28 protein-coding genes are annotated in these 26,213 nt (G+C 67.3%); 12 read left to right on the plus strand and 16 right to left on the minus strand.

Annotation, left to right across the window (positions count from 1 at the left end; all coding sequences use genetic code 11):
* Window positions 1–187: 187 nt before the first annotated feature.
* Together DEO45_RS13580 and DEO45_RS13585 are read right to left on the minus strand one after the other, a co-directional pair.
* Window positions 188–1,354: a PilT/PilU family type 4a pilus ATPase gene (locus tag DEO45_RS13580; RefSeq protein ID WP_114344635.1), complete on the minus strand. Its 1,167-nt coding sequence runs from the start codon at window positions 1,352–1,354 to the stop codon at window positions 188–190.
* A gap of 172 nt (window positions 1,355–1,526) precedes the next feature.
* The gene (locus DEO45_RS13585; RefSeq protein ID WP_114344637.1) at window positions 1,527–2,564 is read right to left on the minus strand and encodes a type IV pilus twitching motility protein PilT; all 1,038 of its coding nucleotides are present in this window, start codon (window positions 2,562–2,564) and stop codon (window positions 1,527–1,529) included.
* A 346-nt stretch (window positions 2,565–2,910) separates the two neighbouring features.
* On the opposite strand from DEO45_RS13585, the gene proC reads away from it, so the two are divergent.
* Window positions 2,911–3,735 carry a pyrroline-5-carboxylate reductase gene (gene proC, locus DEO45_RS13590; RefSeq protein ID WP_114344639.1) on the plus strand — a complete coding sequence of 275 codons (825 nt, stop codon included), beginning with the start codon at window positions 2,911–2,913 and terminating at the stop codon, window positions 3,733–3,735.
* On the plus strand, window positions 3,732–4,307 hold the full coding sequence (locus DEO45_RS13595; protein ID WP_114344641.1) for a YggT family protein: 576 nt from the start codon (window positions 3,732–3,734) through the stop codon (window positions 4,305–4,307). The genes proC and DEO45_RS13595 overlap by 4 nt, the downstream gene beginning before the upstream one ends.
* 833 nt (window positions 4,308–5,140) lie before the next feature.
* On the opposite strand, the gene DEO45_RS13600 is transcribed toward DEO45_RS13595, so the two are convergent.
* The 3 genes from DEO45_RS13600 to pdxH are packed head-to-tail and all read right to left on the minus strand — an operon-like array spanning window position 5,141 to window position 6,997.
* A complete protein-coding gene (locus DEO45_RS13600; protein ID WP_114344644.1) occupies window positions 5,141–5,968 on the minus strand; it encodes an ABC transporter substrate-binding protein in 828 nt (275 codons plus the stop codon).
* A 4-nt stretch (window positions 5,969–5,972) separates the two neighbouring features.
* The gene (locus DEO45_RS13605; RefSeq protein WP_114344646.1) at window positions 5,973–6,413 is read right to left on the minus strand and encodes a secondary thiamine-phosphate synthase enzyme YjbQ; all 441 of its coding nucleotides are present in this window, start codon (window positions 6,411–6,413) and stop codon (window positions 5,973–5,975) included.
* Complete coding sequence (gene pdxH, locus DEO45_RS13610; protein WP_114344648.1) at window positions 6,410–6,997, minus strand: pyridoxamine 5'-phosphate oxidase; 588 nt, start codon at window positions 6,995–6,997, stop codon at window positions 6,410–6,412. The genes DEO45_RS13605 and pdxH overlap by 4 nt, the downstream gene beginning before the upstream one ends.
* 233 nt (window positions 6,998–7,230) lie before the next feature.
* On the opposite strand from pdxH, the gene DEO45_RS13615 reads away from it, so the two are divergent.
* The gene (locus DEO45_RS13615; RefSeq protein WP_114344650.1) at window positions 7,231–8,061 is read left to right on the plus strand and encodes a kinase; all 831 of its coding nucleotides are present in this window, start codon (window positions 7,231–7,233) and stop codon (window positions 8,059–8,061) included.
* A gap of 55 nt (window positions 8,062–8,116) precedes the next feature.
* Here the strand turns inward: DEO45_RS13615 and DEO45_RS13620 are convergent, their stop codons facing one another.
* From DEO45_RS13620 to DEO45_RS13630, 3 genes are all read right to left on the minus strand, one after another.
* The gene (locus tag DEO45_RS13620) at window positions 8,117–8,320 is read right to left on the minus strand and encodes a dodecin family protein (RefSeq protein ID WP_114344652.1); all 204 of its coding nucleotides are present in this window, start codon (window positions 8,318–8,320) and stop codon (window positions 8,117–8,119) included.
* 109 nt (window positions 8,321–8,429) lie between these two features.
* Entirely contained in the window at window positions 8,430–8,774 is a 345-nt protein-coding gene (locus DEO45_RS13625) for a YbjQ family protein (protein ID WP_114344655.1), read from the minus strand.
* A 23-nt stretch (window positions 8,775–8,797) separates the two neighbouring features.
* Complete coding sequence (locus DEO45_RS13630; protein WP_114344657.1) at window positions 8,798–9,631, minus strand: NAD-dependent epimerase/dehydratase family protein; 834 nt, start codon at window positions 9,629–9,631, stop codon at window positions 8,798–8,800.
* A gap of 53 nt (window positions 9,632–9,684) precedes the next feature.
* On the opposite strand from DEO45_RS13630, the gene DEO45_RS13635 reads away from it, so the two are divergent.
* The 6 genes from DEO45_RS13635 (at window position 9,685) to DEO45_RS13660 (ending at window position 16,240) form a co-directional block, all read left to right on the plus strand.
* Entirely contained in the window at window positions 9,685–10,221 is a 537-nt protein-coding gene (locus DEO45_RS13635; RefSeq protein WP_114344659.1) for a shikimate kinase, read from the plus strand.
* Window positions 10,222–10,235: 14 nt separating this feature from the next.
* Window positions 10,236–11,336 carry a 3-dehydroquinate synthase gene (gene aroB, locus DEO45_RS13640; protein ID WP_114344843.1) on the plus strand — a complete coding sequence of 367 codons (1,101 nt, stop codon included), beginning with the start codon at window positions 10,236–10,238 and terminating at the stop codon, window positions 11,334–11,336.
* Between the two features lie 204 nt (window positions 11,337–11,540).
* On the plus strand, window positions 11,541–11,801 hold the full coding sequence (locus DEO45_RS13645; protein ID WP_114344661.1) for a WGR domain-containing protein: 261 nt from the start codon (window positions 11,541–11,543) through the stop codon (window positions 11,799–11,801).
* Between the two features lie 5 nt (window positions 11,802–11,806).
* Complete coding sequence (gene hemE / locus DEO45_RS13650) at window positions 11,807–12,877, plus strand: uroporphyrinogen decarboxylase (protein WP_114344663.1); 1,071 nt, start codon at window positions 11,807–11,809, stop codon at window positions 12,875–12,877.
* 23 nt (window positions 12,878–12,900) lie between these two features.
* Window positions 12,901–13,251 (plus strand): DUF3147 family protein, encoded by a 351-nt coding sequence (locus DEO45_RS13655; protein WP_008435834.1) that lies wholly within the window; start codon window positions 12,901–12,903, stop codon window positions 13,249–13,251.
* Between the two features lie 121 nt (window positions 13,252–13,372).
* Window positions 13,373–16,240 carry a valine--tRNA ligase gene (locus DEO45_RS13660; protein ID WP_114344665.1) on the plus strand — a complete coding sequence of 956 codons (2,868 nt, stop codon included), beginning with the start codon at window positions 13,373–13,375 and terminating at the stop codon, window positions 16,238–16,240.
* Between the two features lie 79 nt (window positions 16,241–16,319).
* Here the strand turns inward: DEO45_RS13660 and DEO45_RS13665 are convergent, their stop codons facing one another.
* The 4 genes from DEO45_RS13665 to DEO45_RS13680 form a co-directional block, all read right to left on the minus strand.
* Window positions 16,320–17,039 (minus strand): class I SAM-dependent methyltransferase, encoded by a 720-nt coding sequence (locus tag DEO45_RS13665; protein WP_223250872.1) that lies wholly within the window; start codon window positions 17,037–17,039, stop codon window positions 16,320–16,322.
* 62 nt (window positions 17,040–17,101) lie between these two features.
* The gene (gene rimI / locus DEO45_RS13670) at window positions 17,102–17,572 is read right to left on the minus strand and encodes a ribosomal protein S18-alanine N-acetyltransferase (protein ID WP_114344669.1); all 471 of its coding nucleotides are present in this window, start codon (window positions 17,570–17,572) and stop codon (window positions 17,102–17,104) included.
* Window positions 17,573–17,575: 3 nt separating this feature from the next.
* Window positions 17,576–18,061 (minus strand): hypothetical protein, encoded by a 486-nt coding sequence (locus DEO45_RS13675; protein WP_114344845.1) that lies wholly within the window; start codon window positions 18,059–18,061, stop codon window positions 17,576–17,578.
* The gene (locus tag DEO45_RS13680) at window positions 18,058–18,840 is read right to left on the minus strand and encodes a CDP-alcohol phosphatidyltransferase family protein (RefSeq protein WP_114344671.1); all 783 of its coding nucleotides are present in this window, start codon (window positions 18,838–18,840) and stop codon (window positions 18,058–18,060) included. Before DEO45_RS13680 ends, DEO45_RS13675 begins: the two co-directional genes overlap by 4 nt.
* Window positions 18,841–18,950: 110 nt before the next feature.
* On the opposite strand from DEO45_RS13680, the gene DEO45_RS13685 reads away from it, so the two are divergent.
* The 3 genes from DEO45_RS13685 (at window position 18,951) to DEO45_RS13695 (ending at window position 21,757) form a co-directional block, all read left to right on the plus strand.
* Window positions 18,951–19,367, plus strand: a complete 417-nt coding sequence (locus DEO45_RS13685; RefSeq protein ID WP_223250873.1) for a DUF4124 domain-containing protein — start codon at window positions 18,951–18,953, stop codon at window positions 19,365–19,367.
* A 107-nt stretch (window positions 19,368–19,474) separates the two neighbouring features.
* A complete protein-coding gene (locus DEO45_RS13690; RefSeq protein WP_114344676.1) occupies window positions 19,475–21,172 on the plus strand; it encodes a proline--tRNA ligase in 1,698 nt (565 codons plus the stop codon).
* Between the two features lie 261 nt (window positions 21,173–21,433).
* Window positions 21,434–21,757, plus strand: coding sequence for an H-NS family nucleoid-associated regulatory protein (locus DEO45_RS13695; RefSeq protein WP_114344678.1), 324 nt, complete (start codon window positions 21,434–21,436; stop codon window positions 21,755–21,757).
* 281 nt (window positions 21,758–22,038) lie between these two features.
* On the opposite strand, the gene DEO45_RS13700 is transcribed toward DEO45_RS13695, so the two are convergent.
* From DEO45_RS13700 to DEO45_RS13715, 4 genes are read right to left on the minus strand one after another with little or no spacing between them, the layout of a single operon-like run.
* Window positions 22,039–23,319, minus strand: coding sequence for a threonine/serine ThrE exporter family protein (locus tag DEO45_RS13700; RefSeq protein ID WP_114344680.1), 1,281 nt, complete (start codon window positions 23,317–23,319; stop codon window positions 22,039–22,041).
* Window positions 23,316–23,762 (minus strand): NfeD family protein, encoded by a 447-nt coding sequence (locus DEO45_RS13705; protein ID WP_114344847.1) that lies wholly within the window; start codon window positions 23,760–23,762, stop codon window positions 23,316–23,318. Before DEO45_RS13705 ends, DEO45_RS13700 begins: the two co-directional genes overlap by 4 nt.
* A gap of 9 nt (window positions 23,763–23,771) precedes the next feature.
* Window positions 23,772–24,716, minus strand: coding sequence for an SPFH domain-containing protein (locus DEO45_RS13710; RefSeq protein ID WP_114344683.1), 945 nt, complete (start codon window positions 24,714–24,716; stop codon window positions 23,772–23,774).
* Window positions 24,717–24,765: 49 nt separating this feature from the next.
* Window positions 24,766–26,151, minus strand: a complete 1,386-nt coding sequence (locus DEO45_RS13715) for a sensor histidine kinase (RefSeq protein WP_114344685.1) — start codon at window positions 26,149–26,151, stop codon at window positions 24,766–24,768.
* Window positions 26,152–26,213: the final 62 nt, after the last annotated feature.

Genomic DNA, 26,213 nt, shown 5'->3' on the forward strand with positions numbered 1-26,213 from the left:
CTCGACCCTGGAATTTGATAACAAGAAAATACGAATGTGTCAACGATTTCGTAACAAACTGCGCAGCCATGTCCCCTAGGCCGAGGGACTCCGGCACGCCATCCTTCCTTACATCGACCGTCTTTCGGCCACGCCCAAACGAAAAGGCGCCCGCAGGCGCCTTTTCACGATGCCGCGGCGGCGGCGTTCAGCGGTTCAGGAAATTGCTGCTGAAGTTCTGCGAGTCGCGGGTTTCCTCCAGCTCCACGCCGTCCAGCCCCTGCGACAAGGTGTGCGCGTCGCCACCCTGCGCCAGCTTGATGCGCAGGCGCACCTCGTTGGAGCTGTCGGCGTAACGCAGTGCGTCCTCGTAGCTGATCTCGCCGGCGTGGTACAGCTCGACCAGGCTCTGATCGAAGGTCTTCATGCCGAGCAGGGTGGATTCCTTCATCACTTCCTTCAGCTTGTGGATCTCGCCCTGACGGATGTAATCCTGCACCAGCGGCGTGCCCAGCAGGATCTCCACCGCCACCCGGCGCGCCTTGCCGTCGGGGGTGGGGATCAGCATCTGCGCCACGATGCCTTTCAGGTTCAGCGACAGGTCCATCAGCAGCTGCTGGCGACGGTCTTCCGGGAAGAAGTGGAGGATGCGGTCCATCGCCTGGTTCGCGTTGTTCGCGTGCAGCGTGCACAGCACCAGATGGCCGGTTTCGGCGAAGGCGATCGCGTGGTCCATGCCCTCGCGCGTGCGCACCTCGCCGATCATGATCACGTCGGGCGCCTGGCGCAGGGTGTTCTTCAGCGCGTTGTCCCAGCTGTCGGTGTCGATGCCGACCTCGCGCTGGGTGATGATGCAGCCCTCGTGCTTGTGCACGTATTCGATCGGATCCTCGATCGTGATGATGTGACCGGTCGAGTTCTGGTTGCGGTAGCCGATCATCGCCGCCAGCGAGGTCGATTTGCCCGAACCGGTGGCGCCGACGAAAACGATGATGCCGCGCTTGGTCATCGCCAGCTGCTTGAGCACCGGCGGCAGCGTCAACTCCTCGATCGTGGGGATCTTCGACTCGATCCGGCGCAGCACCATGCCGACGCAATTGCGCTGGTAGAAGCACGATACGCGGAAGCGGCCCACGCCTTGCGCGGAGATGGCGAACTGGCACTCGTGGGTCTTCTCGAACTCCTCGCGCTGGCCCGGCGTCATGACGTTGAGCACCATGTCGCGCGCCTGCTGGATGCTGAGCGGGCTCTGCGTGATCGGCACGACCCGGCCCTGCACCTTCATCGACGGCGCCACGCCGGCGGTGATGAACAGGTCGGACGCCTTCTTGTGCACCATCAGTTTCAGGAAGGAGGTGAAATCGAAGTCGCTCATGGCGTTTGTCCCCGGGATTCGAGATTCGGGATTCGGGATCCCTCAAAGTTGCCGACCCGCGCAGTGCGCTCCCGGCCAACCACCTGCCCGTTCGTGCAAGCGTGGGAATATCGAGTCGCGACGCGATCCCGGCTTTCGCCGGTCCCGATTCCCGAATCTCGAATCCCGACACTCATTTGAAGGCGTCCTTGTTCTTGGCGTAGCTGGAAGCCTCCTGCCGGGTCACCAGGCCACGCTTGACCAGGTCCTGCAGGCACTGGTCAAGCGTCTGCATGCCGAACTGCTGGCCAGTCTGGATCGACGAATACATCTGCGCCACCTTGTCCTCGCGGATCAGGTTGCGGATGGCCGGGATGCCGACCATGATTTCGTGCGCCGCAATGCGCCCGCCGCCCACCTTCTTCAGCAGCGACTGCGAAATCACCGCGCGCAACGACTCGGACAGCATCGAGCGGACCATCGGCTTCTCGCCGGCGGGGAACACGTCGATGATGCGGTCGATGGTCTTCGCCGCCGAGCTGGTGTGGACGGTGGCGAAGACCAGGTGGCCGGTTTCCGCGGCGGTCAGCGCCAGGCGGATGGTTTCCAGGTCGCGCAACTCGCCGACCAGGATGAAGTCCGGATCCTCGCGCAACGCCGAGCGCAGCGCCTCGTTGAAGCCGTGCGTGTCGCGGTGCACCTCGCGCTGGTTGACCAGGCACTTCTGCGAGGTGTGCACGAACTCGATCGGATCCTCGATCGTGAGCATGTGCCCGTACTCGCTCTTGTTGATGTGGTCGACCATCGCCGCCAGCGTGGTCGACTTGCCCGAGCCGGTCGGCCCGGTCACCAGGATCAGGCCCTGCGGCTGCTCGATCAGTTCCTTGAACACGCGCGGCGCGCCGAGGTCCTCCAGGGTCAGCACCTCGGAGGGAATGGTGCGGAACACCGCGCCGGCACCGCGGTTCTGGGTGAATGCGTTGACGCGAAAACGCGCCAGGCCGGGAATCTCGAACGAGAAGTCGGTCTCAAGGAACTCCTCGTAGTCGCGCCGCTGCTTGTCCGACATGATGTCGTAGACCAGCGAGTGCACCTGTTTGTGCTCGAGCGCGGGGATGTTGATGCGGCGCACGTCGCCGTCAACACGGATCATCGGCGGCAGTCCGGCGGAGAGGTGCAGGTCCGAGGCCTTGTTCTTCACCGAGAAAGCAAGCAGTTCGGCAATGTCCATCTGTCGTTTCCTTCAATCCGATCGTCTGGATGGCGTGAATTCGCGCACCACACCGGGGTTTCGATAACTTTCGCGGGCGTGGTGTGCCGCAGCGCATGGCGCAGGCACCACCGAACCACCTGGACGAACGGCCCGAATCCCCCTGTAGCCGCGTCGATACTACTCGCGCGAGCGGCCGTGCGACCAGTCTTGACCGGTGCGGTGATGGAAACTGTCGACCCGGTTTGCGGAGCGAGTCGGGAAAACGTCGTCCGGCGGCCTGTCGAAGCGCACCGGCCGGCAAAAACCCTCACCGCGACGCCGGCTCCGGTAAGGTAAGCGACCTGGATGGGACGAGGAGCCCTGCATGACACGACTAGCCTTCATCGGCGGCGGCAACATGGCGCGCAGCCTGATCGGCGGCCTGCTGAAAACCGGCGTGGCGCCGGCCACCCTCAGCGTGGCCGAGCCGCTGGCCGAGGCGCGCCAGGCGCTGGGCCGCGAATTCGGCATCGCCTGCTACGCCGAAAACCGGCTGGCCGTGGCGGACGCCGAGGTCATCCTGCTGGCGGTGAAGCCGCAGGTGATGCCGGCGATCCACGCCGACCTGCGCGACATCCTGCAGCGCAACCGGCCGCTGCTGATCTCGATCGCCGCCGGCGTGCGGCTGGACCAGTTGGAGCGCTGGTTCGGCAACGGCCTGCCCATCGTGCGCTGCATGCCGAACACGCCGGCGCTGATCGGCGCCGGCGCCACCGGCCTGTGCGCGAACAGCCGGGTCAGCCCCGCGCAGAAGGCACAGGCGCAGCACATTCTGGATGCCGCCGGGATCACCCGCTGGATCGACGACGAGGCACTGATGGATACGGTCACCGCGCTGTCCGGCTCCGGCCCGGCGTACTTCTTCGCCCTGGTCGAAGCCCTGGAAGCCGCCGCGGTGGCGCAGGGCCTGCCGCGCGACACCGCCCGCGCACTCGCCGCGCAGACCTGTTTCGGCGCCGGCCGCATGCTGGTCGAAGGCGGCGAGGACCCGGCGGTGTTGCGCCAGCGCGTCACCTCGCCCAACGGCACCACCCAGGCCGCGCTGGAGAGCTTCGGCGCCGACGGCCTGCCGCACATCGTCGCCCGCGCCGTCGCCGCCGCCACCCGGCGCGGTGTGGAACTCGCCGCCGAACTGGACAAACTGCCGTGAGCTACCTGTTGAATGCGCTGTCCATGCTGATCGACCTGGCGTTCGACGCCGTCGTCACCCTGCTGCTGCTGCGCGTGGCCGCCGAAGCCTGCCGCGCCGATTTTCACAACCCGCTGAGCCAGTTCGTCTACCGCACCACCAACCCGGTGCTGGCACCGATCCGTCGCGTGCTGCCGAACTGGCGCCGGATCAACCTGGCCGCCCTGCTGCTGGCATGGCTGGCGATGCTGCTCAAGCGCCTGCTGCTGTTCGCCCTGCTCGGCGCGGTGCCGCACCCGTTCGGCCTGATCGTGCTGGCGCTGGCCGAGCTGCTCGACTTCGTGCTGCTGTTCTACCTGGTGCTGATCTTCGGCTGGTCGCTGCTGAGCATGTTCGCGGTGGACCGCCGCCATCCCCTGCTGCAGCTCGCCGGCAGCATCGTCGCCCCGCTGCTGCGCCCGCTGCACGGCAGGCTGATCGTCGGCCAGATGGACTTCGCTCCGATGGCGGTGATGATCGCACTGCTGCTTGCCCGTTTGCTGGTGGCGGCGCCGTTGCTGGATCTGGGGGCGCGGTTGGCGCTAGGCACTTGAGTTTTCTCTCTCTCGTGGTGGCGCTTGATCGTTCGTGAAGCAAGAGCTCTGAAGCAAAAGCTTTCGTCCTCCTTCGGAGGGCGAGTCACTTTCTCTCGCTTGCCCGAGAGAAAGTAACCAAAGAGAGGGGCACCCCGCTTCCGCGCTTTCCGGGCATCGGGCAACTGCTCCTGCGTGGCCTCAACTCGGGCATCCATGCCCTCGCCTGCCCGGAAAGTCCGCGTGCGGGCTACGGGGTTTGTCGACAGGGCATCCTGCCCTGACGACAAACTGGCCGGCATCCATGCCGTCCACCCTGCGGGCTTTCCTTCGCCCGCCCGCCGCTGCAGAGGGGACCCCGGATAGAGCAGCGCGCATCCTGCGCGCACTTTTCAGAAGAGCCAGATCAAGAGCGAGAGCAGAAGCCGCGGCAAAGCGATGCTTTGCCGCGGCTTCTGCTCTTCAGCTTCATCACCGAGTGCGGGCCAGGAGGGCCCGCAGCTTTACCCGGGGCCCCTGTGCGGCGGTGAGTCGGGGGCGACAGGCCGCGCAGCGGGCGTTGCCAAGGATGGCAACGCCTTTTCGCGCGGGCAGGAGCCCGCTCGAAAAGCCCGGCCCCGACTCACGGACTTGCCGCCCATGGATGGGCGGCAAGCGCCAAGCGGGGTGCTCTTTCTCTTTGGTTACTTTCTCTTTGAGCACGCAAAGAGAAAGTAACTCGCGCGCCGAAGGCGCACGAAAGCTCTTGCCTGCTTTTCGCTCTGAATGCGGCAAGAGCAAGAGCATCGCGCACGACCGAAGGAAGTCCCTTGCGGACAGGGTGCGCTCCTGCCACAACCGGAAAGCGGGAAAGCTCAGCGCAGCGCCCACGCGGCGATGATCCGATGGATCTCGTCCAACCCGTCGAACAGCGCCGCCGGCCCCGGCTGCAGGATGATCGGTGACTTGATCTCGTGCAGCTCGCCGTCGCGCACCGCGGGGATCGCTGCCCAACCGGGGCGGGCCGCCACTTTCTCCGGGCGAAAACGCTTGCCGCACCAGGAGCCGAGGATGATATCCGGCGCGCGCCGCACCACCTCGTCGCCGTTCGGCAGGATGCGCTGCTTCGCCAGCGGCTCGCGCGCGAGTTCGGGGAAGCAGTCGTCGCCGCCGGCGATACCGATGATCTCGGCGACCCAGCGGATGCCGGTGATGATCGGCTCGTCCCATTCCTCGAAGTACACCTTGGGCCGCTGCGGCAACTGCGCGGCGGCGGCGCGCACCGCCGCGAGGTGCCGCTCCGCGCGCTGCGCATACGCCTCGGCCTGCTCATGCGCGCCGACCATCGCGCCGAGCCGGCGGATGTAGGCGAGGATTCCGTCGACGCTGCGGTGGTTGCTGATCCACACCTCGACGCCGGCCTTGACCAGCTCGCGCGCGATGTCGGCCTGGATGTCGGAGAAGCCGATCGCCAGGTCCGGTTCAAGTTTCAGGATCTCGCCGATCTTCGCGCTGGTGAAGGCGGAGACCTTCGGCTTCTCCCTGCGCGCGCGCGGCGGCCGCACGGTGAAGCCGGAGATGCCGACGATGCGCCGCTCCTCGCCGAGCGCATACAGCACCTCGGTCGGCTCCTCGGTGAGGCAGACGATGCGTTGCGGGAAATGGTCAGGCCGGGCGGAGGGAGGCCGGTCGCGATCGGTCACCCGTTCAGCTCCCCAGCACCGTCACCACCACCTTGCGCTGATGCGCGTCGAGGCGGTGTTCCCACAGATAGATGCCCTGCCAGGTGCCCAGCATCGGCTTGCCCCCATGCACCGGCACGGTGAGGCTGACCCCGGTGAGGATCGAGCGGACGTGCGCCGGCATGTCGTCCGGACCTTCCGCATCGTGCTGGAAGATCGCGTCGCCGTCCGGCACGGCACGGCCGAACCAGCGTTCGAGATCGTTGCGCACGGCGGGGTCCGCATTCTCGCTGATCAGCAGCGAGCAACTGGTGTGCGCGGTGAACACCTGCGCGATACCGGTCTGCACGTGGCTGGCCGCCACCGCGTCGCCGACCTGCGCGGTGATCTCGCTGAAACCGCGCCCGCGCGTGTGCACGGTGAAGCCGCCCTGCGCCACATGCTCCGCGGGCAGCGCCCTGGTCACGGGTAGAGCAACCGGCTGGTCCAGGTCTGGCCGTGCCGGTCCCAACGCACGCGCTCGTGCAGGCGGAACTCGGCGCCGTACCAGAATTCGACCATGTCCGGCTCGACCACGTAGCCACCCCAGTGCGGCGGCCGGGTCACCTCGTGGCCCTCGAACTGCTGCTCGTAGCGCGCCACGCGCTGCTCGAAGGTGGTGCGGTCCGGCAGGGTCTGCGACTGCAGCGAGGCCCAGGCGCCGATCTGGCTCGGGCGCGGACGACTGGCGAAGTAGGCATCCGACTCCTCCGCCAGCAGCTTGCGCGCCACGCCCTCGGCACGCACCTGCACGCCCTCGCGCAGCTGCTTCCAGTGGAAGCACAATGCCACCTGCGGATGCGCCTCGAGCTGGCCGCCCTTGTCGCTCTCGTAATTGGTGTAGAAGCGGAAACCGCGCTCGTCGGCTTCCTTCAGCAGCACGATGCGCGAGGCGACCCGGCCGGAACCGTCCACGGTGGCCAGGTTCATCGCCGTTGGCTCGCGGTCACCGCTGGCCCTGGCCTCGTCCAGCAGCTTGAGGAAAGTATCGAGGATCTCGGATTTGAGCATGGCGTCTGAAACTTTCCTTTTGCATCGCGGCTGACACGCGCGATCATGGTGCGGATGAATCCGCCCAATGATAGTGCAATGCACCACCGATCCAGTACCACGAAGGCGCGGACGACGACGCCATCTTCCACCATCACGCGTGAAGGCGGCCGTGACGCCCCGGTTTGCGGGATACTCCCCCGCCACGGTCTGCCGATGGCCGACACCCCTTCCGGAACCATGGTGTCTTGCGGATGACGTCCCACGCCGACATGCAGAACGAGGCCCTCGCCGGCCATCTTCTCGACCAGTACGCCGGGCGCATCGCCCGTTCGCGCCGCCCCTACATCCTCGGATTGTCCGGCCTGCAGGGCAGCGGCAAGAGCACCCTGGCGCGGGTGATGAAGGCCGCGGCCGAGGCCCGCGGCTGGCCCGCCGAAGTGCTTTCGCTGGACGACTTCTACTACGCCCGCAGCGACCGCGAGGCGCTGGCCCGCGACGTGCATCCGCTGCTGCGCAGCCGCGGCGTGCCCGGCACCCACGAGATCGAGCTGCTGATGTCGGTGCTGGCCGCCCTGCCGCACGCCTCGGACAAGCTGCCGGTGTCGCACCCGCGCTTCGACAAGGGCCGCGACACCCGCTTCCCGCCGTCGCGCTGGCCGCGCACCACGCGGCCGCCGAAGCTGGTGATCGTGGAAGGCTGGGCACTGGGCATCCGCCCACAGCTGCAGTCCGCGCTGACGCGGCCGGTGAACGAACTGGAACGTATCGAGGACCCTGACGGCAGCTGGCGGCACTGGGTCAACAAGCAGCTACGCGGCTACCAGCCGCTATGGCGCAAGTTCGACGCGCTGATCGTGCTGCAGGCACCAGGCTGGGAGATCGTGCGCCGCTGGCGCGGCGAGCAGGAACAGGAGCTGCAGGCCCGGCATGCGCCACTGGCGATGGACGAAGCCGCGCTGCAGCGCTTCCTGGCGCACTTCGAACGGCTCAGCCGGCATGCGCTGGCGACCCTGCCGGCGCTGGCCGATACCGTGGTGGAATACGACGACGAACGCCACGTGACCGGGCTCAGCCACGGTTGAATCAGGAGTCGGGGAAGCATGGCGCCGCCCCGACCCGGATTCCGGCATGCGCAGCTCAATCGACCACGAAGTTGACCTTCATGTTGACGCGCCACTCGGCGACCGTGCCGTCGTCCTTCGTCACCACCTTGATCTCGTTGACCCAGGCGCCCTTGATGTTCTTCACCGACTCGGCCGCCTTCTTCAGGCCGTGCTTCACGGCATCCTCCATGCCCTTGCTGGACGAGGCGTTGATTTCGATGACCTTGGCTACCGACATGGCGTCAATCTCCCGTGGAATCGTGCGTGCGGCACGCTGCGCTCCCCCGCCTGAAGCCCGAGTCTGGTCCGTGGCGGCGGCCGCGGACAAGCCGCACTGCAAAATCACCTCACGTTGACGTTTCCACCTGCACCGCCGTGCCATAGGCCAGCACTTCGGTAACGCCCTGGGCCACGTCGTTCGCGTCGTAGCGCATCGCCACCACGCCGTTCGCGCCCATCGCGGCGGCATGCTGCAGCATCAGCTCGAACGCTTCCTCGCGCGCCTTCTCGCACAGCTCGGTGTAGATCGAGATGTTGCCGCCGACGATGGTCTGCAACGCCGCGCCGAGATTGCCGACCACGCTGCGCGAACGCACCGTGATGCCGCGCACGATGCCGAACGAGCGCACGATGCGACAGCCGGGGATGTCGTTGCCGGTGCTCACCTGGTGATGGGGAATGGTGCGGGCCATGGCGGTTCTCCGTGAGGGACGATTCAGTTGTCGAGCAGGGCGGCGTAGCCTTCGCGCGCATCGGGCCACTGCGGTACCCAGCCGCTGGCGCGCAAGCGGGCATTGCTGAGCCTCTTGCTGCCCACGCCGGCTGGCGCGGCGCCTTCCGCAGGCAGCGGCGCGTCGACCAGTCCGGCGAGAAAATCGTACAACTCGTCGAGTGGCATCGGCGTGTCGTCGACGCCGAGGTACAGCGGCTGCGGCGACTTCAGTCCCAGCAGGTGCACGATCGCCGCGGCGGCGTCGTCGACATGGATCCGGTTGGCCCAGTGCGGCGTCTCGCGGGGCACCCGCAGCTGCCCGGCGCGCAGGCGCTCGACCAGCTGCAGCCGGCCCGGGCCGTACAGCCCGGCCAGCCGCAGCACGGTCGACGGCAACGGCTGCTGCGCCAGCCATTGCTCGGCCTCGAGCAGCACCGCACCATTGAACCCCGGCGGGTCGGTCGGGGTGGCCTCGTCGACCCAGTCGCCATCGTGCTCGCCGTGCACGGCGCTGGAGGAGACGAACAGCAGCCGCGCCAACGTGCGGGTATCGAGTGCATCGAGCAGATGGCGCAGGCCATCGACGAAGATCGCGCGGTACGCCGCCTTGTCGCGCGTCGCCGGCGCCGGCAGGTAGACCAGCCGGGTGATGCCCGCCGGCAGTGCCGGCAGGCTGGCCGGATCGGTCAGGTCGCCACGCAACCAGTGGATGCCATGGCTGCCGTGCGCCGGCGGCTGGCGCCGCAGCGCCCACACCTCGTCGCCGCGCGCGCGCAGGCGCTGCGCCACGCGTTCGCCCAGGTCACCGCACCCGGCCAGCAGGATACGTTCGCTCACGACTGCCCTCCCGTTGCCCTGCCCGGGCCGATCCGCCCTGATAGCATTTGCCCATGAACCCGTCGCACAACCTGTTCCTCATCGGCCCCACGGGTGCCGGCAAGACCTCGATCGGGCGACGGCTTGCCGCACATTATGGCCTGAGCTTCGTCGATCTCGACCAGGAGATCGAACACCATTGCGGCGTGGATGTGAACACGGTGTTCGCGATCGAGGGCGAGGCCGGTTTCCGCCAGCGCGAAAGCGCGCTGCTGGACGAATGCAGCCGTCGTCCCGGCGTGCTGCTGGCCACCGGCGCCGGGGCAGTGCTGGCCGAGCCCAACCGTCGGCACCTGGCCGGCCGCGGCTACGTGGTGTGGCTGCAGACTACCATCGAGCAGCAACTGGAACGGCTGGAGCGCGACCACCGCCGTCCGCTGCTGGCCGGAGCCGACCGTCCTGAACGGCTGCAGGCGATGGCGCAGGTGCGCGAACCGATCTACCGCGAACTCGCCGACCTCGCGGTGCCCGGCGAACACGGCGGCGTCGTCGCCGCCAGCGAGCGCTGCATCGCGCTGATCGACCATCATTGGCAGCGCCCCTACGCATGACCCAGGCAGACCGCATGAACGACCCCGCATTCCAGACGATCACCGTTGCCCTCGGCTCACGCAGCTATCCGGTCTGGATCGGCGCCGGCCTGCTCGGCGAGCAGGCACGCTGGCGCGCCATGCTGCGCGGCCGGCACGCGCTGGTGGTCAGCAATACCACGGTGGCGCCGCTGTACCTGCCATGCATCGAGGCAGGCCTGGACGGACTGCGCTGGTCGACGTTCCTTCTCGACGACGGCGAGGCGCACAAGAGCTTCGCCAACGTCGGCCGCGCGCTGGAAGCGCTGGGCGAACTCGGCGCCACCCGCGACGCCTGTGTGATCGCGCTGGGCGGTGGCGTGGTCGGTGACCTGGCCGGCTTCAGCGCGGCCTGCTGGATGCGCGGCATCGACTTCATCCAGATGCCGACCACCCTGCTGGCGATGGTCGATTCCTCGGTCGGCGGCAAGACTGGCGTCAACCTGCCGGTCGGCAAGAACCTCGCCGGCGCGTTCCACCAGCCGCGTGCGGTGGTGGCCGACGTCGACACCCTGGCCACCCTGCCCGGTCGCGAATTCCACGCCGGCCTGGCCGAGGTGATCAAGGGTGCCGCGATTGGCGACGAACCGTTTTTCGCCTGGCTGGAACAGCATGCCGCCGCGCTCGCCGCGCGTGATCCCGCCACCGTGATGGAAGCGATCGCGCGCAAGGTTCGGTACAAGGCCGGCGTAGTCGCCCGCGACGAGACCGAACAGGGCGAACGCGCCCTGCTCAACCTGGGTCACACCTTCGGCCACGCGCTGGAAACCGCCGGCCACTACACCACCCTGCTGCATGGCGAGGGCGTGGCGATCGGCATGCTGCTGGCCGCCCGGCTGTCCGAGCGGCTGGACATGAGCGACGCGGCCGCCACCACCCGCCTGCAGCGCCTGCTGGAAACCCTCGGCCTGCCGGTGGCGATCCCGTCCGGGATGGATCCGCAGCAGCTGCTGGCGCTGATGCGGCTGGACAAGAAGAACATCGCCGGCACGCTGCGGCTGATCCTGTGGCGCGGCATCGGCCGCGCGGAAATCGTCGCCGGCGTGAACGAGGCCGACGTGCTGGCCGTGCTGACCGAAGCCACCTCAGCGCCGTAGGGCGGGCACGGGCCGCCGCACTTGCCGGAACATGGCGGCGAATCGAAACCCGGCGGACAGTGTCCGCTCTACAAAAGCCGTTCATAGCGCGCACCGCCGTGGCGTGTGACGACGTGCCCCGCCCGTGCAACGGGTGCAATCGTGCAAATCCTATAAACTGTGGCGTCCGGCTACGCGCCTGTTCGTGCGGCATCCCTGGAATCCATGCGCCTCTACCTGCAAACCGTGCCCGGCGCCGCCGAAGCACCCCGCTACGTCCAGATCACGCTGGAGCAGGACCTGCTCGGCGGCTGGACGCTGTACCGCGAATCCGGCATCCAGGGCGGCCGCGCCACCATGAAGCGCGAGCAGTTCCTGGAGCGCGACGAGGCGGTCGCCGCCTTCGAGAAAGCCCGCGATGCCCAGCTCAAGCGCGGCTTCCGCCTGATGTTTGCCCAGGGGCTGGAAGGCCCGTACGGACGCTGATCGAAATGACCGATGTGTTGAAGAACGACCGCTTCCTGCGTGCACTTCGCCGCGAACCCACCGACACCACGCCGATCTGGGTGATGCGCCAGGCCGGCCGCTACCTGCCGGAGTACCGTGCCACCCGCGAGCGCGCCGGCAGCTTCATGGGCCTGGCACAGAACCCCGGGTTCGCCTGCGAGGTGACCCTGCAGCCGCTGGAGCGCTTCGATCTCGACGCGGCGATCCTGTTCTCCGACATCCTCACCATCCCCGACGCGATGGGCCTGGGCCTGTCGTTCGCCCACGGCGAGGGCCCGCAGTTCGCCCGCCCGCTACGCACGGCGGCCGACATCGCGAAACTCGCCGTGCCCGACATGGACGGCGAGCTGCGCTACGTGATGGACGCGGTGCGCCTGATCCGCCGGGAACTGCATGGCCGCGTGCCGCTGATCGGCTTCTCCGGCAGCCCGTGGACGCTGGCCTGCTACATGGTCGAGGGCACCGGCTCGCGCGACTTCGCCACGCTGAAGGCGATGTGCTGGAACGAGCCGAAGCTCGCCCACCAGCTGCTCGACACGCTGGCCCGCGCCGTCGCCGCCTACCTGGTCGCCCAGGCCGAAGCCGGCGCGCAGGCGCTGATGATCTTCGACACCTGGGGCGGCCTGCTCGGTCCCGCGCCATTCCGCGAGTTCTCGCTGCGCTACTTGGTGCAGATCGTGGCCGCTCTGAAAGCCAATGCCGCTTCGCGCGAGCTGCCGGTGATCCTGTTCTCCAAGGGCGCCGGCATGCACCTGGCCGAGATGGCCGACAGCGGCTGCGCCGCGCTCGGCGTCGACTGGACGATGGACCTCGCCGACGCCCGCCGCGCCGTCGCCGGCAAGGTTGCCCTGCAGGGCAACCTCGACCCCGCCGTGATGCGCGCCAGCCCGGAAGTGATCCGCCGCGAGGCCCGCGCCGTGCTGGCCAGCTACGGCAACCACCCCGGCCACGTGTTCAACCTCGGCCACGGCATCACGCCGGAAGTGGATCCGGAGCATGTGAAGGTGCTGGTCGACGAGGTGCATGCGTACGGTCGTACCCTGCGCGGCAGTTGAGCAATGCGCGAAGGAGTGAACCGATGGGATGGCTCGTCACCAAATACCTGGTCACCGCGGCCGTCGTCGTGCTCGTCTCCGAAGTCGCCAAGCGCAGTGATCGCCTCGGAGGCCTGATCGCCGCGCTGCCGCTGGTCACCGTGCTTGCGCTGATCTGGCTGTACGTGGAGCGCCAGCCGCAGGTGAAGATCGCCAACCACGCCTGGTACACGTTCTGGTACGTGGTGCCGACGCTGCCCATGTTCCTGGCCTTCCCCGTACTGCTGCCGCGCCTCGGCTTCTGGCCGACCCTGCTCGCCTGCGCGCTGATCACCGTAGCGTGCTTCTGGCTGTTTGCGCTGCTGGTGCGACGGTTCGGGATCGACTTGCTGTAACGCTCTTGTCCATTGCCCTGCCGGGGTGAACGGCGGCCGCTTGGGCCATCCGGCCTGCGCCCGTACAATGGCTGCTTTACACCATATGCGCGCGCCCTGCAGTGCGCCATCGCGAGTCCCCATGGAAAAGAGTTTCGAACCCGCCCAGATCGAGTCGAAGTGGTACGAGCGCTGGGAAGCCAGCGGCGCGTTCCAGCCGTCGGGCAAGGGCGAGCCGTATTGCATCCTGCTGCCGCCGCCGAACGTCACCGGCACGCTGCACATGGGGCATGCGTTCCAGCAAACGGTGATGGACATGCTGGTGCGCTATCACCGCATGCGCGGCTTCAACACGCTGTGGCAGGTCGGTACCGACCATGCCGGCATCGCCACCCAGAAGATCGTCGAGAACCAGCTCGCGGTCGAGGAGAAGACCAGGCACGACCTGGGCCGCGATGCGTTCATCGAACGCGTGTGGACGTGGAAGGAGGAATCCGGCTCCACCATCACCAACCAGATGCGCCGCATCGGCGCCGCGGCGGACTGGTCGCGCGAGCGCTTCACCATGGATGAGGGACTCTCGGCCGCGGTGCGCAAGGTGTTCATCGACTGGTATCGCGCCGGGTTGATCTACCGCGGCAACCGGCTGGTGAACTGGGACCCGCTGCTGGGCACTGCCGTCTCCGATCTCGAGGTGAACAACGTCGAGCGCGACGGCCACATGTGGTCGATCCGCTACCCGGTCGCGGGCAGCGACGAAAGCCTGGTGGTCGCCACCACCCGCCCCGAGACCATGCTGGGCGACGTCGCCGTGGCGGTGCATCCGGAAGACGAGCGCTACGCGCACCTGGTCGGCAAGACGCTGAGGCTGCCCCTGACCGGTCGCGAGATTCCGGTGATCGCCGACGACTACGTCGACAAGGACTTCGGCACCGGTTGCGTGAAGATCACCCCGGCGCACGACTTCAACGACTACGCGATCGGCCAGCGGCACAAATTGCCGCCGATCACCATCTTCACGCTGGGCGCGAAGGTCAACGACAACGCACCGGAGAAATACCGCGGCCTCGACCGCTACGACGCGCGCAAGGCCGTGCTGGTCGATCTCGAAGCACTCGGCCTGCTGGTCGAGACCAAGCCGCACAAGCTGCAGGTGCCGGTGAGCCAGCGTTCGGACGCGGTGATCGAGCCGATGCTGACCGACCAGTGGTTCGTCGACCTGACTTCGGACGTGCAGACGGATGGACGTCCCGGCGGCCGCAAGGCAATCACCGAGCCGGCGCTGGACGCGGTGCGCAGCGGCGAAATCAAGTTCGTGCCGGAGAACTGGAGCACCACCTACACGCAGTGGCTGGACAACATCCAGGACTGGTGCATCAGCCGCCAGCTGTGGTGGGGCCATCGCATCCCGGCCTGGTATGACGAGGCCGGCAACATCTTCGTGGGCGAAGACGAAGCCGACGCACGCGCCAGCGCCAGCGTCGCCCCGGTCGGCACGCTGCGCCAGGACGACGACGTGCTGGACACCTGGTTCAGTTCGGCGCTGTGGCCGTTCTCCACGCTAGGCTGGCCGGCCGACGGCCCGGTGCAGAACGAGCGCGGCGAGGTCGTGGCGAACTGGGAGCAGGACAAGATCTTCCTGCCGAGCGCGGTGCTGGTCACCGGCTTCGACATCATCTTTTTCTGGGTCGCGCGGATGGTAATGGCGACCAAATACTTCACCGGCCAGATTCCGTTCCGCGAGGTCTACATCAACGCCATCGTGCGCGATGCGGAAGGCCAGAAGATGTCCAAGTCCAAGGGCAACACGCTGGACCCGCTGGACCTGATCGACGGCATCGCGCTGGAACCGCTGGTGGAGAAATCCACCAGGTCGCTGCTGATCCCGCAGGTGCGCGCCAAGGTCGAGAAGCGCATCCGCAAGGATTACCCCGACGGCATTCCAGCGATCGGCACCGATGCACTGCGCTTCACCTTCGCCGCGCTGGCCAGCTATAGCCGCACCATCAACTTCGACATCAAGCGCGCCGAGGGCTACAAGGCGTTCTGCAACAAGCTGTGGAACGCGGCGCGGTTCGTGCTGATGAACCTGCCCGAAGGCGAAATTGCAGCACCCGTAGATGGTCCGGTCACCGAAGCCGAACGCTGGATCATCACGCGCCTCAAGTACACGCTCGATTACGTCGAGCAGCACTTCGTCAGCTACCGTTTCGATCAACTGGCGCAGGCGCTGTACGAGTTCGTGTGGAACGAATACTGCGACTGGTTCCTCGAGCTGTCGAAACCGGCACTCAATGGTGATGACGCCGCGGCCGCTGCATCGACACGCCATACGCTGCTGGTCGTGCTAGAAAGCGTGCTGCGCGCGTTGCACCCGGTGATTCCGTTCATCACCGAAGAAATCTGGCGGGAGTTGCCTGTGCGCTCCTCCCTGAGCGCAAAGAACAGACCGGCGTCCATGCCGGACTCTTCGAAAGAGCCGCTCATCCTTGAATGCAACTACCCGCGCCCGAACGATTACGTGGCCGACGACACGGCCACCGCCGAGATCGAGTGGTTCAAGGCCGTGCTATCCGGCATCCGCCGGATCCGCTCGGAAATGAACATCCCACCCGGCAAGGCGATCCCGCTGCTGCTCGCCGACGGCGACAGCGGCGATCGTACGCGGGTGGCGAAGTTCGCCACGCAGATCGCCTTCCTCGCCCGCACCGAAGCGCCGCAGTGGATCGGGGCCGGTGCCGACGAACCCGCCGCGGCCGCCGCCGTGGTCGGCACGCTGCGCGTGCTGATCCCGCTGGCCGGGTTGATCGACCTCGCCGCCGAGAAGGCGCGCCTGGCCAAGGAAATCGGCCGCATCGAAGTCGAGATCAAGAAGTGCGAGGGCAAGCTCGGCAACGCCAGCTTCGTCGCCAACGCACCGGCCGAGGTGGTGGCGCAGGAACGTCAGCGCATCAACGACTGGAACACCACGCTGGGCGCGCTGCGCGAGCAGGCGCAGAAGCTGGGCTGAGCAGGCAACCGGCCGCGTTGCTGCCGCTTGGTAACGCGCAGGCGGTGCAACGGATTGTTTCCAGCCGCCAGCCCGGACCTCAGGTATCGTGGCCGACCTGCCCCGGCGAGAAGTCGCGCGTCTTGCGCACGGCCAGCTGGTTGCTGATGCCCAGCAACTCGTAATAGCCGTCAAGCGTGGTCAGCAATCCGTCCACGCCGAGCTTGGGCGTTTCGGTCTTGACGCTCTCGATCTGCTTCTTCAGTGCCTCGGTCCGCCACTGGCGACCCGACCAGCGCAGCCACTTGCGCGCCAACCAGCCTGGGCGCGGTGGCGGCCCCAGCTTCGGCGGCACCCACAGGTAGTCGTCGAAGATCATCACGCCACCGACCTTCAGCAGCGGCCACGCCATGACGCCGTCAGCGAGTGCGCCGAAGGCAGAGTGCCACCCGTCGATGTAGACGATGTCGTAGGGGCCTTCGACACGCCGCAGTGAATCAAAGCTTGGTCCCGGAAACTCCCGGATCCGCTCGCGCCAAGCCGCCGTGTTGGCACGAAAGCGCGCGTGGTAGTCGCCATAGACCGGATCAACCTGGAAGAAATCCACGCAATCGATCGAGCTGTCCGCGGCAGTCAGTATGTTCTCGCACAGCCAGACGGTCGAACGCCCCTCGAAGCTGCCGATCTCCAGCGCACGCAAGCCGGACTTGCCGCGCAGCGAAGCGAGCCACCGCTCCCAATGCGGAATGTTGTGGTGAAACCAATCGGTCGAAAACTGCCCTTGCACTGGCTGGAACCCTTCGCCTGAACGAGGCGGCATGCTAACACCCGTCGAAGCCTCATCCGCGCGAACGGCGTGACAGCATCCGAGCCATGCCCGGGTCAGCCCACCGGTGGCTCCAGTGCCATGACGATCGCATCCTCGCGACCATGGCGCGCGGGGTAATACCGCGGCCGGCGGCCGATCTCATGGAAACCCACCGACTCGTACAGCGCTTTCGCCAGCGGGTTCGACGGGCGCACCTCGAGGAAGATCCGCTCGGCGCCGTTCCAACGCGCGATATCCAGCAGCCGGCCCAGCAGATGCCGGCCCAGGCCGCGGCCGCGCCAGTCCGGCCCGACGCAGAGGTTCAGCACGTGCGCCTCGCCGGCGCCCATCGAGAGGATGCCATAGCCCGCAACCGCCCCGTCCACGCACAGTACCCAGCATGGATGCCCGGCCTTCACGCAATCGCCGAAGATGCCCGGCGACCATGGAAATTCGTAGGAGGCTTTCTCCAGCGCGCTGACCGTATCGAGGTCTTCCATGCGCATGGCGCGCACCTGGATCACCGGCTTGATCACCGCGACCACGGCTCAGTTCCCCGTTGCGGCCAACGCGCGACGCAGGCTGCGCAACGCGTTCCACAGCCGCCGCTTGGCCTCGGCGCTGGCCAGCACCAGGGCCGGTTCGTCGGCCAGCACGATCTGCGCGTCGCGCATCACCTCCGCCGGCAGCGCGCGCCCCAGCGCATGCGCCTGCGTTTCGCCGAACACCAGGTAGGCACGCGCCATCGGAACCTCGCCGACGAGTTGCCCGCCGCTCACCGTGACCCGCGCGGCGCGCGCCAGAACGGCCCCGCATGCGCCGAGGGCACGGCCGACCAGATCGAGTTCGCGCGTGCCGCAGCCCTGCGGCAACACCACCACGCAGGCTGCGACTCCCGCCGTCGCGACCGGCTCGTCATGCCCGGGGGCGACCGCCAGCGATGGCGCACGCCGCACCCACGGCATCACGCCCAGCGCGCGCAGCACGCGGGCACGGCGGCCGGTGCCAGCATGCCGGGGCGAAGGCGTGCTCATGTCGCGCTGCGCCGCGCCCGGCGCCGGTGCGTGGCCAGGCGCCAGATCGTCCACACCGGGCCGGACAGCAGGTAGATCGTGAACCCGGCGAACAAAACCCGCGGCGTGTCCAGGATCAGCAGCGCCAGCAGCAGCACCGCGGCCACCATCCACACGAACGGCACGCGCTGGCGGTCGCCCAGCGGCAGCGACTTGAAGCTGAAATAGCGGAAGCGGCTGACCATCAGCAGGCCGACCACGATGGCGAGCGCCGGCGTGATGAAGCAGAAGTCGGCACCGGTCAAGCCGAACTTCTCCACGCTCCACACGAACGACATGCACACCGCTGCGGCCGCCGGGCTGGCCAAGCCCTGGAAATAGCGCTTGTCGGCCACGCCGACCTGGGTATTGAAGCGCGCCAGCCGCAAGGCGGCGCAGGCGGTATAGATGAAGGCCGCCGCCCAACCCAGCTTGCCCCACAGCGGGCCGAAGTCGCGCAGCGTCGACAGCGACCAAGTGTACATCACCAGCGACGGCGCCAGCCCGAAGCTGACCAGGTCCGACAGCGAGTCGTACTGCACGCCGAACTCGCTCTGGGTGCCGGTCATCCGCGCCACCCGCCCGTCCATGCCGTCCAGCACCGCGGCAATGAACACCGCCACCGCGGCCTCGGCATAGCGCCCGCCGATGCTGGCGATGATCGCGAAGAAGCCGGCAAACATCGCCCCGGTGGTGAACAGGTTCGGCAACAGGTAGATACCCCGGTGCCGGGGCGGGCGAACGGGCATGGTTTCGCTCATGAATCAGGACCGTGACAGGATGCGCGCAGTGTAAACCATCGGCCGCTTGAGTCCGGGTCGGCGGAGTGTTAACAAGGTAGCCAGAACTTTCCCGCGAAATGGAGAACGCCATGCATCGCTCGCTGATCGTCCTGGCACTGTTGCTGCTGGCCCCGCTGGCCACCGCCCAGGTCTACAAATGGACAGACGCCAGTGGCACCGTGCATTACTCGGAAGCCCCGCCGGCGCCGGGCACGAAGTTCTCTAGGGTGACCACCACGGGTACTGTGGAGCCGCTGGCGGCTGCCGCAACCGGCCAGCCCGCGGATCACCATGAAACCCAGGGCGGCCCGGCCAAGCCGGTGGCCGACACGCCGGAAAACCGCGGCAAACTGTGCGCGTCGCTGAAAACCAACCTCGCCGCGCTGCAGGGCGGCGGCCCGGTGGTGATGCAGCAGGACGGCAAATCCGTGGCGCTGGACGGCGACGAGCGCAAGCAGAAGACCGTTTCGACCCAGGCGCAATACGACCAGTACTGCAGGAACTGATCGCCACCACGCCGTGGCGCGGCGGCGGTCGGACCGGAGCCGGCGACGCCCGTCCGGCAACGGCTGGCCGCTACAATAGGCGTCTTTAATCCGCCGGAACCGCCCGCATGCGCCTCAGCCAATTCCACCTGGCCACCGTCAAGGAAGTCCCCGCCGACGCCGAAATCGCCAGCCACCGGCTGATGCTGCGCGCCGGCATGATCCGCAAGCTCGCCTCCGGCCTTTACACCTGGAGCCCGCTGGGTCTGCGCGTGCTGCGCAAGGTGGAAAACATCGTGCGCGAGGAAATGGACCGCGCCGGCGCAATCGAAATGCTGATGCCGTCGGTGCAGCCGAGGGAATTGTGGGAAGAAACCGGCCGCTGGGAGAAATTCGGCGGTCAGTTGCTGAAAATCAAGGATCGCAAGGGCCAGGAATTCTGCTATGGCCCGACCCACGAGGAAGTGGTTACCGACTTTGCCCGCAACGAGCTGAAAAGCTACAAGCAACTGCCGGTCAACTTCTACCAGATCCAGACCAAGTTCCGCGACGAGATCCGCCCGCGTTTCGGCGTGATGCGCGCGCGCGAATTCCTGATGAAGGATGCTTATTCGTTTCACCTGGGCCAGGATTCGCTGGCCGAAACCTACGCCGCGATGTACCAGGCTTATGTGCGCATTTTCACCCGCCTGGGGTTGACCTTCCGCGCGGTGCAGGCCGATACCGGCGCCATCGGCGGCAATGCCAGCCACGAATTCCAGGTGCTGGCCGATTCCGGCGAGGATGCCATCGCGTTTTCCGACGGCTCCGATTACGCCGCGAATCTCGAAAAGGCCGAGGCGCTGGCGCCGGCCGTCGAACGCCCCGCCCCCGCTGCGGCCCTGCAGCGGGTCGACACGCCCACCCAGAAAACCATCGGCGACGTCGCCGGTTTCCTGAAGGTCAGTCCGCAGCAATGCGTGAAGACCCTGCTGGTGCGCGGCCGCGACGGCCTGGTCGCGCTGTGCCTGCGCGGCGACCACGAGGTCAACGAGGTCAAGGCCGGCAAGCTGGCCGAACTGCCGGGCGAATCGGTGCTCGCCAGCGAGGAGGAAATCCTCGCCGCCACCGGCACGCGCCCCGGTTTCATCGGCCCGGTCGGCCTGCCGGCGTCGATCCCCGTGATCGTCGACCGCGACGCCGCCGTGCTCGCCGACTTCGTCTGCGGCGGCAATGCCGACCGTACGCACTTCACCGGCGCGAACTGGGAACGCGACGCGTGCATCACCCGCGTCGCCGACCTGCGCAACGTGGTCGAGGGCGACCTCTCGCCCGACGGCAGCGGGGTGCTGCACATCGCCCGCGGCATCGAGGTCGGCCACGTGTTCCAGCTGGGCACCAAGTACGCCGAGGCGCTCGGCGCCACCGTGGTGGACGAAACCGGCACGCCTCAGGTGATGACCATGGGCTGCTACGGCATCGGCGTCAGCCGCATCGTCGCCGCCGCGATCGAGCAGCGCCACGACGAGGCCGGCATCGTCTGGCCGGAAGCGATGGCGCCCTGGCGCGTGGCGGTGTGCGTGATCAACCCGAAGAACTCGCCTGCCGTCAGTGCGGCCGGCGAAGCGCTCTACCAGGCGCTGCTCCAGCACGGCGTCGAGACCGTGCTGGACGACCGCGGCCTGCGCGCGGGCAGCATGTTCGCCGACATGGAGCTGATCGGCATACCGCATCGCGTGGTGGTCAGCGAGCGTGGCCTGGCCGCCGGCACGCTGGAATATCGCGCACGCGAGGAAAGCGAAAACCGCCCGCTCAGCCAGGACGAGCTGTTCGCCCTGCTCGGCTGAATCGGCGCCATGGCAATTACCAAAAACGGCCGCCCGGTGCGGCCGTTTTCCCGTTCGGCACGGACCGGCCGGGCCGCCGCCAATTCAAAAGCACGTCACATTATTAATCACCCTTAATGTGAAACGTATTTCACATGATGCGTTCCGCTTTACAAATATTCGGCAAATCAGCGAGAATCCCCGGCACTGCGAGTTTTTGCTCGCCTGGCATTGGCCCACATAATGGCCGGATTTAATGCCGATACTTACCGGGAGTCCATCATGGCCGTCGATATCAAGAACCTCAATCACAACCAGCTCAATGACCTGATCAGCAAGGCCCAGGTCCGCCAGAATGAATTGCGCAAGGAAAAAGTCGCCAAGCTGCGCGAGAAGGTGCACGCCCTGATCAAGGCCGAGGGTTATGCCTTCGAGGACATCTTCGGCAGCGCGCGCGGCAAGGCCAAGCGCAGCACCGGGACGGTTGCGCCGAAGTACCGCAATCCGGCCAATCCCGCACAGACCTGGTCCGGCCGCGGCAAGCGCCCGCACTGGTTCAATGACGCGCTGAAGGCCGGCAAGAAGGAAAAGGACCTGGCGATCTGATCGCTGCCGTCCGAACAAAAAGCGCCGGCCTCGCGCCGGCGTTTTTTTTATTGGTTTGAGGCAAGGCCACATCCGTTTGATGCGGGCCGGTACATACTCGGCTCCTCCCCCTGCAAGGCAGGGGGAGGTCAGGAGGGGGTAGCTTTTGCTCTTCGCCTTAGCCAAGAGCAACCCCTCCCAACCCTCCCCTGCTTTGCAGGGGAGGGGGCGAACGTGCCATGCAGTTTCGTCGTCTGACGGATAGAGTTAACGAGTGGGGACGCGTCTTCGGCCGCTTTTGTTTATAAAGAGCGGCGCGGCGAAACCAGCAAATCGCCGAACATCAGCCCGGCCACCAGCGACACCAGCAGGGTGATCAGCAGCAGGCCGGTGTCCATGCTCAGGGTGGTATCCCGCTCGAGCAGGAACGACACGCTGCGGAAACCAACGCTGCCCGGCACCAGCAGCAGGATGCCGGGTTCCCGGACCACCGCTCCCGGCCGGTGCACGAAGCGCGCGAAGACGTTCGCCAGCGCAGCCAGCAGCAGGCCGCCCAGGAAGACGCCCACCGGCGCGGCGGGCAATGCGCCGGCGATCGCGCCGCCCCAGCGTGTGGCGAGATAGCCCACCACGACCGCCACGATCACCACCGGCCAGTCGCGACGGGCCGCGCGGAACAGGATCGCGAACGCGATCGCGGCCACCAGCAGGGCCGGGTAATCCGTCCAGGCCGGCAGTGCCGGCAGCGCGAAGTCGCGCGCGGTGATGCCCACCGCCGCGCACAGCTGGGTCGCGGCGATCGTGCCGAAGGTGAGCTTGAGCAGCGTCGACATCGCCCCGGCCATGCGCGCCATGCCGGATACCAGGTGCTGGCTGGAAATTTCGCGTACCGCAGTGGTCAGCGACATGCCCGGCACCAGGATGATCAGGCTGGCCAGCACCACCGACTTGATCGCCAGCGGCACCACGAACGCGCTGACCACGATCGCTACCGTGGTGGCGACCAGCGCGCTGATCGCATCGCTGGCCGCCGCCAGTTGCGGCCGGCTGGCCGCCAGCAGGGTGATGCCGCCGATGACCATGCCGATGACGCCTGCCACCAGCAGGTCCACCCAGGAACTATGCAGGAACAACGCCGCGATGCTGGCCGCGGAAAGGCCGTAACTGGCGATCGAGCCGAGCTTGTCGCGCCGCGTGTCGGGCCGGCCCAGTTCGCGCAGCAGATGGAACCCCTCGCGCAGGCCCAGTTCGCCGGCGATCGCGCGGTCGGCGATGTCGTCGGCCTGGCACAACCGCTCCAGGTTCACCTCGCCCGGCGCCAGCCGCATTACCTGGGTGGTCTGCGCCACGCCCTCCTCGCCCTGGGCCAGGTCGGCGAAGGAGATGATGATCGCGGTGGGACTGGACCACACGTCGGCGGTCAGCCCCAGCCGCTGCGCCACGCCGGCAATCGCCATCTCCAGCCGCGGCGCGGACGTACCGTACTGGTGCAGCCGTCGCGCCAGTTCCAGCACGAACGCGATGCGCGTGGTCAGCGCCGTGGTGGCGAACTGCTGCTGGCTGATGGCGTTGCCGGCGCTCATGCCGCGGCGCGTACCTGCAGGGTGGTGCCTTCCACCGCGACCACTTCCACCGTGCTGCCCAGCGGCAGGTCCGGCCCGCTGACCAGCCACTGGCCATCGCCCACGCGGGCCTTGCCGCGACCGTTGACGATCGGTTCGATCAGCTCATAGCGCTGCCCGATCAACTGCTCGGCACGGCGGTTCAGCCGCTCGCCACCTGGCGCGCGCCGCTCCAGCCGCGGCCGCAGCCAGCGCGCATAGCCCACGCAGGAGGCGAACGCGAGCAGGCCGAACAGGATCGCCTGGGCCAGCAGGCCCAGCGCCGGATCGGCCCACAGCACCACGCCCATCGCCGCGGCAGCAACGCCGATCCACAGCAGGAAATAACCGGGCAGCAACAGCTCGCCGGCGATCAGCAGCAGCGCCAGGATCCACCACAGGTAATGCGTCGCAAGCTCGTCCATGGCCATGCCTCAGCGCAGCGGCGGCTGAATGGCCGCGGCCTTCTGCTGCTGGCCGAGCGACTCCTTCGCCAGTTCGCCGATGCCGGCCAGTGCGCCGATCACGCCGGTGGCCTCGATCGGCAGCAGCAGCATCTTCTGGTTCGGCGAAGCGGCCATCGCCTTCAGCGCCTCGACGTAGTTGTTGGCGACGAAGTAGTTCAGCGCGTTGACGTTGCCGCCGGCGATCGCGTCGGAAACCATCGTGGTAGCCTTCGCCTCGGCCTCGGCCGAACGCTCGCGCGCCTCGGCGGCACGGAACGCGGCTTCCTTCTCGCCCTCGGCGGCCAGGATCACCGACTGCTTCTCGCCCTCCGCCTTGAGGATCGCCGCCTGGCGGAAGCCCTCGGCGTCGAGGATGTTGGCTCGCTTCTCGCGCTCGGCCTTCATCTGCCGCGCCATCGCATCGACCAGGTCGCGCGGGGGCGCAATGTCCTTGATCTCGATGCGGTTGACCTTGACGCCCCACGGGTGGGTCGCCTCGTCCACCACCTTGAGCAGCTTCGCGTTGATCGCATCACGCTGGCTCAGCGACTCGTCCAGGTCCATCGAGCCGAGCACGGTGCGGATATTGGTCATGATCAGCGCCAGCGACGCCTGTTCCAGGTTGGACACCTCGTAGGCCGCCTTGGAGGCGTCGAGCACCTGGTAGAACACCACGCCGTCGACGCGCACGACGGCATTGTCCTTGGTGATCACGTCCTGCGACGGCACGTCGAGCACCTGTTCCATCATGTTGATCTTGCGCCCGACCGCCTGATAGATCGGAATCAGGAAATGCAGGCCGGGGCTGAGCGTGCGGGTGTACTTGCCGAAGGTCTCCACCGTCCATTCGAAACCCTGCGGCACGATGCGCACCAGCTTGGCCAGGCCGACCACCACGACGAATACGATTACCAACGCGAGAAGCTGTCCCATTGCCTACCCCCATTCCTTGAAGAAGGCTTGAGTATAGGCGAGTCGATGGTTATCTCGGTGCGGACTGCGGCAGGCGCAGACTCACCCGCAAACCGCCGCCTTCGCGGTTGGCCAGCAGCACGCGGCCGCCATGCGCCTCGGTGATCTCGCGCGCCAGCGCCAGGCCCAGGCCGGTGCCGGAGCGCTTGGTCGAATAGAACGGCAGCAGCGCCTGCGCCAGCACCGTCTCGCTCATGCCGGGGCCGCGATCGGCCACCTCGATGCGCAGCTCGTTGCCGACATCCTGGATCGACAGCGTGACCTCGTCGTCCGGGCCGCCCGATTCGTGCGCGTTCTTGATCAGATTGATCAGCACCTGCTCGATCTGCGCTGCGTCGAAATGCCCGGGCCGCTGCGGCGCCGGCGCCGCCAGGCGGTACTGGCAATGCAGCGCCAGTCCGTCCAGGAACGGCTTCCACTCGATGTCCGCCGGCTGCGGCGTGGGCAGCTTGGCGAAGCTGGCGTAGCCGGCGATGAAGCGATGCAGGTGCATCGCGCGCTCACCGATGGTGGCGAACACACCGGGCAACCGATCCAGCTGCCCGCGCCGGGCCAGTTCGGCGCCGGAATGCGCCAGCGAGGTGATCGGCGCCAGCGAGTTGTTGAGCTCGTGGCTGATCACCCGGATCACCCGCTTCCAGGTCGCCACTTCCTGCCGCGACAGCTCGCGCGTCATGCGCCGGAACAGGTGCAGCCTATGCGGCCGGCCCTGCAGCCGGAACGCGCGCTGCGACAGGTGGAAGGTTTCCTCGCTGCCGTCCATCTCCACGCTGAGCAGGGCGTCCTCGCCGCTCTCCACCGCCTTGCGCAACGCTTCCGGCGCCTCGGCCAGCAGTTCGGCGAAGTCCAGCCCGACCAGGCTGCGGCCTTCATTGAACAGGTGCCGCGAGGCGATGTTCGCGTAGGCCACCTTGCCGATCGCATCGGTCAGCACCAGCGCCACGGGGGTGTTCTGCACCACCGTGTCGAGCAGCAGCTCGCGCTGCACCAGGTGCTGGCGCTGCTCGCGCAGGGTCTGGCCCAGCGCGTTGTGCATGCGGATCAGCTCGCCGAGCTCGTCGCGCCGGTTCACCGCGATCGAGAAGCTGAAATCGCCGTCGCGGTAACTGGCCACCGCGCCTTCCAGCGCACGCAGCAGGCGGCTCACCGGCGCCATCACCCGGCCGGCCAGCCAGAACGCCAGCGGCAGCAGCACCACCACGCTGGCCAGCAGGCCGCCGTAGATGCCCAGCTGCATCGGTGCGCGTATCGACAGCGCAAGGTCCTGGCGCAGCCATAGCAGCAACTGCGGCAGTGGCCACTGGGTGACGCCGGCATAGACCACTGCGCCGGCCACACCGGCCACGGCCAGCAGGAGGGTCAGGCGACCCTGCAGCGAATTCAGGCGACGCCACATCGGCCGCCCTCCTCGAATGGAGAAAGCCGGCTCAACGACACCCGACATCCAGCGAAGCCACC

Origin of the sequence: Rhodanobacter denitrificans (genome assembly GCF_003335105.1) — a bacterium.
Classification (GTDB): Bacteria; Pseudomonadota; Gammaproteobacteria; order Xanthomonadales; family Rhodanobacteraceae; genus Rhodanobacter; species Rhodanobacter denitrificans_A.

Bases quoted from the DNA above. Each gene is read 5' to 3' on its own strand.
- DEO45_RS13580 (WP_114344635.1), bottom strand. From the start codon at position 1,354: ATGAGCGACTTCGATTTCACCTCCTTCCTGAAACTGATGGTGCACAAG.
- DEO45_RS13585 (WP_114344637.1), bottom strand. From the start codon at position 2,564: ATGGACATTGCCGAACTGCTTGCTTTCTCGGTGAAGAACAAGGCCTCG.
- proC (WP_114344639.1), top strand. From the start codon at position 2,911: ATGACACGACTAGCCTTCATCGGCGGCGGCAACATGGCGCGCAGCCTG.
- pdxH (WP_114344648.1), bottom strand. From the start codon at position 6,997: ATGCTCAAATCCGAGATCCTCGATACTTTCCTCAAGCTGCTGGACGAG.
- DEO45_RS13615 (WP_114344650.1), top strand. From the start codon at position 7,231: ATGACGTCCCACGCCGACATGCAGAACGAGGCCCTCGCCGGCCATCTT.
- DEO45_RS13620 (WP_114344652.1), bottom strand. From the start codon at position 8,320: ATGTCGGTAGCCAAGGTCATCGAAATCAACGCCTCGTCCAGCAAGGGC.
- DEO45_RS13625 (WP_114344655.1), bottom strand. From the start codon at position 8,774: ATGGCCCGCACCATTCCCCATCACCAGGTGAGCACCGGCAACGACATC.
- DEO45_RS13635 (WP_114344659.1), top strand. From the start codon at position 9,685: ATGAACCCGTCGCACAACCTGTTCCTCATCGGCCCCACGGGTGCCGGC.
- aroB (WP_114344843.1), top strand. From the start codon at position 10,236: ATGAACGACCCCGCATTCCAGACGATCACCGTTGCCCTCGGCTCACGC.
- DEO45_RS13645 (WP_114344661.1), top strand. From the start codon at position 11,541: ATGCGCCTCTACCTGCAAACCGTGCCCGGCGCCGCCGAAGCACCCCGC.
- hemE (WP_114344663.1), top strand. From the start codon at position 11,807: ATGACCGATGTGTTGAAGAACGACCGCTTCCTGCGTGCACTTCGCCGC.
- DEO45_RS13655 (WP_008435834.1), top strand. From the start codon at position 12,901: ATGGGATGGCTCGTCACCAAATACCTGGTCACCGCGGCCGTCGTCGTG.
- DEO45_RS13660 (WP_114344665.1), top strand. From the start codon at position 13,373: ATGGAAAAGAGTTTCGAACCCGCCCAGATCGAGTCGAAGTGGTACGAG.
- DEO45_RS13665 (WP_223250872.1), bottom strand. From the start codon at position 17,039: ATGCCGCCTCGTTCAGGCGAAGGGTTCCAGCCAGTGCAAGGGCAGTTT.
- DEO45_RS13675 (WP_114344845.1), bottom strand. From the start codon at position 18,061: ATGAGCACGCCTTCGCCCCGGCATGCTGGCACCGGCCGCCGTGCCCGC.
- DEO45_RS13680 (WP_114344671.1), bottom strand. From the start codon at position 18,840: ATGAGCGAAACCATGCCCGTTCGCCCGCCCCGGCACCGGGGTATCTAC.
- DEO45_RS13685 (WP_223250873.1), top strand. From the start codon at position 18,951: ATGCATCGCTCGCTGATCGTCCTGGCACTGTTGCTGCTGGCCCCGCTG.
- DEO45_RS13690 (WP_114344676.1), top strand. From the start codon at position 19,475: ATGCGCCTCAGCCAATTCCACCTGGCCACCGTCAAGGAAGTCCCCGCC.
- DEO45_RS13695 (WP_114344678.1), top strand. From the start codon at position 21,434: ATGGCCGTCGATATCAAGAACCTCAATCACAACCAGCTCAATGACCTG.
- DEO45_RS13700 (WP_114344680.1), bottom strand. From the start codon at position 23,319: ATGAGCGCCGGCAACGCCATCAGCCAGCAGCAGTTCGCCACCACGGCG.
- DEO45_RS13705 (WP_114344847.1), bottom strand. From the start codon at position 23,762: ATGGACGAGCTTGCGACGCATTACCTGTGGTGGATCCTGGCGCTGCTG.
- DEO45_RS13710 (WP_114344683.1), bottom strand. From the start codon at position 24,716: ATGGGACAGCTTCTCGCGTTGGTAATCGTATTCGTCGTGGTGGTCGGC.
- DEO45_RS13715 (WP_114344685.1), bottom strand. From the start codon at position 26,151: ATGTGGCGTCGCCTGAATTCGCTGCAGGGTCGCCTGACCCTCCTGCTG.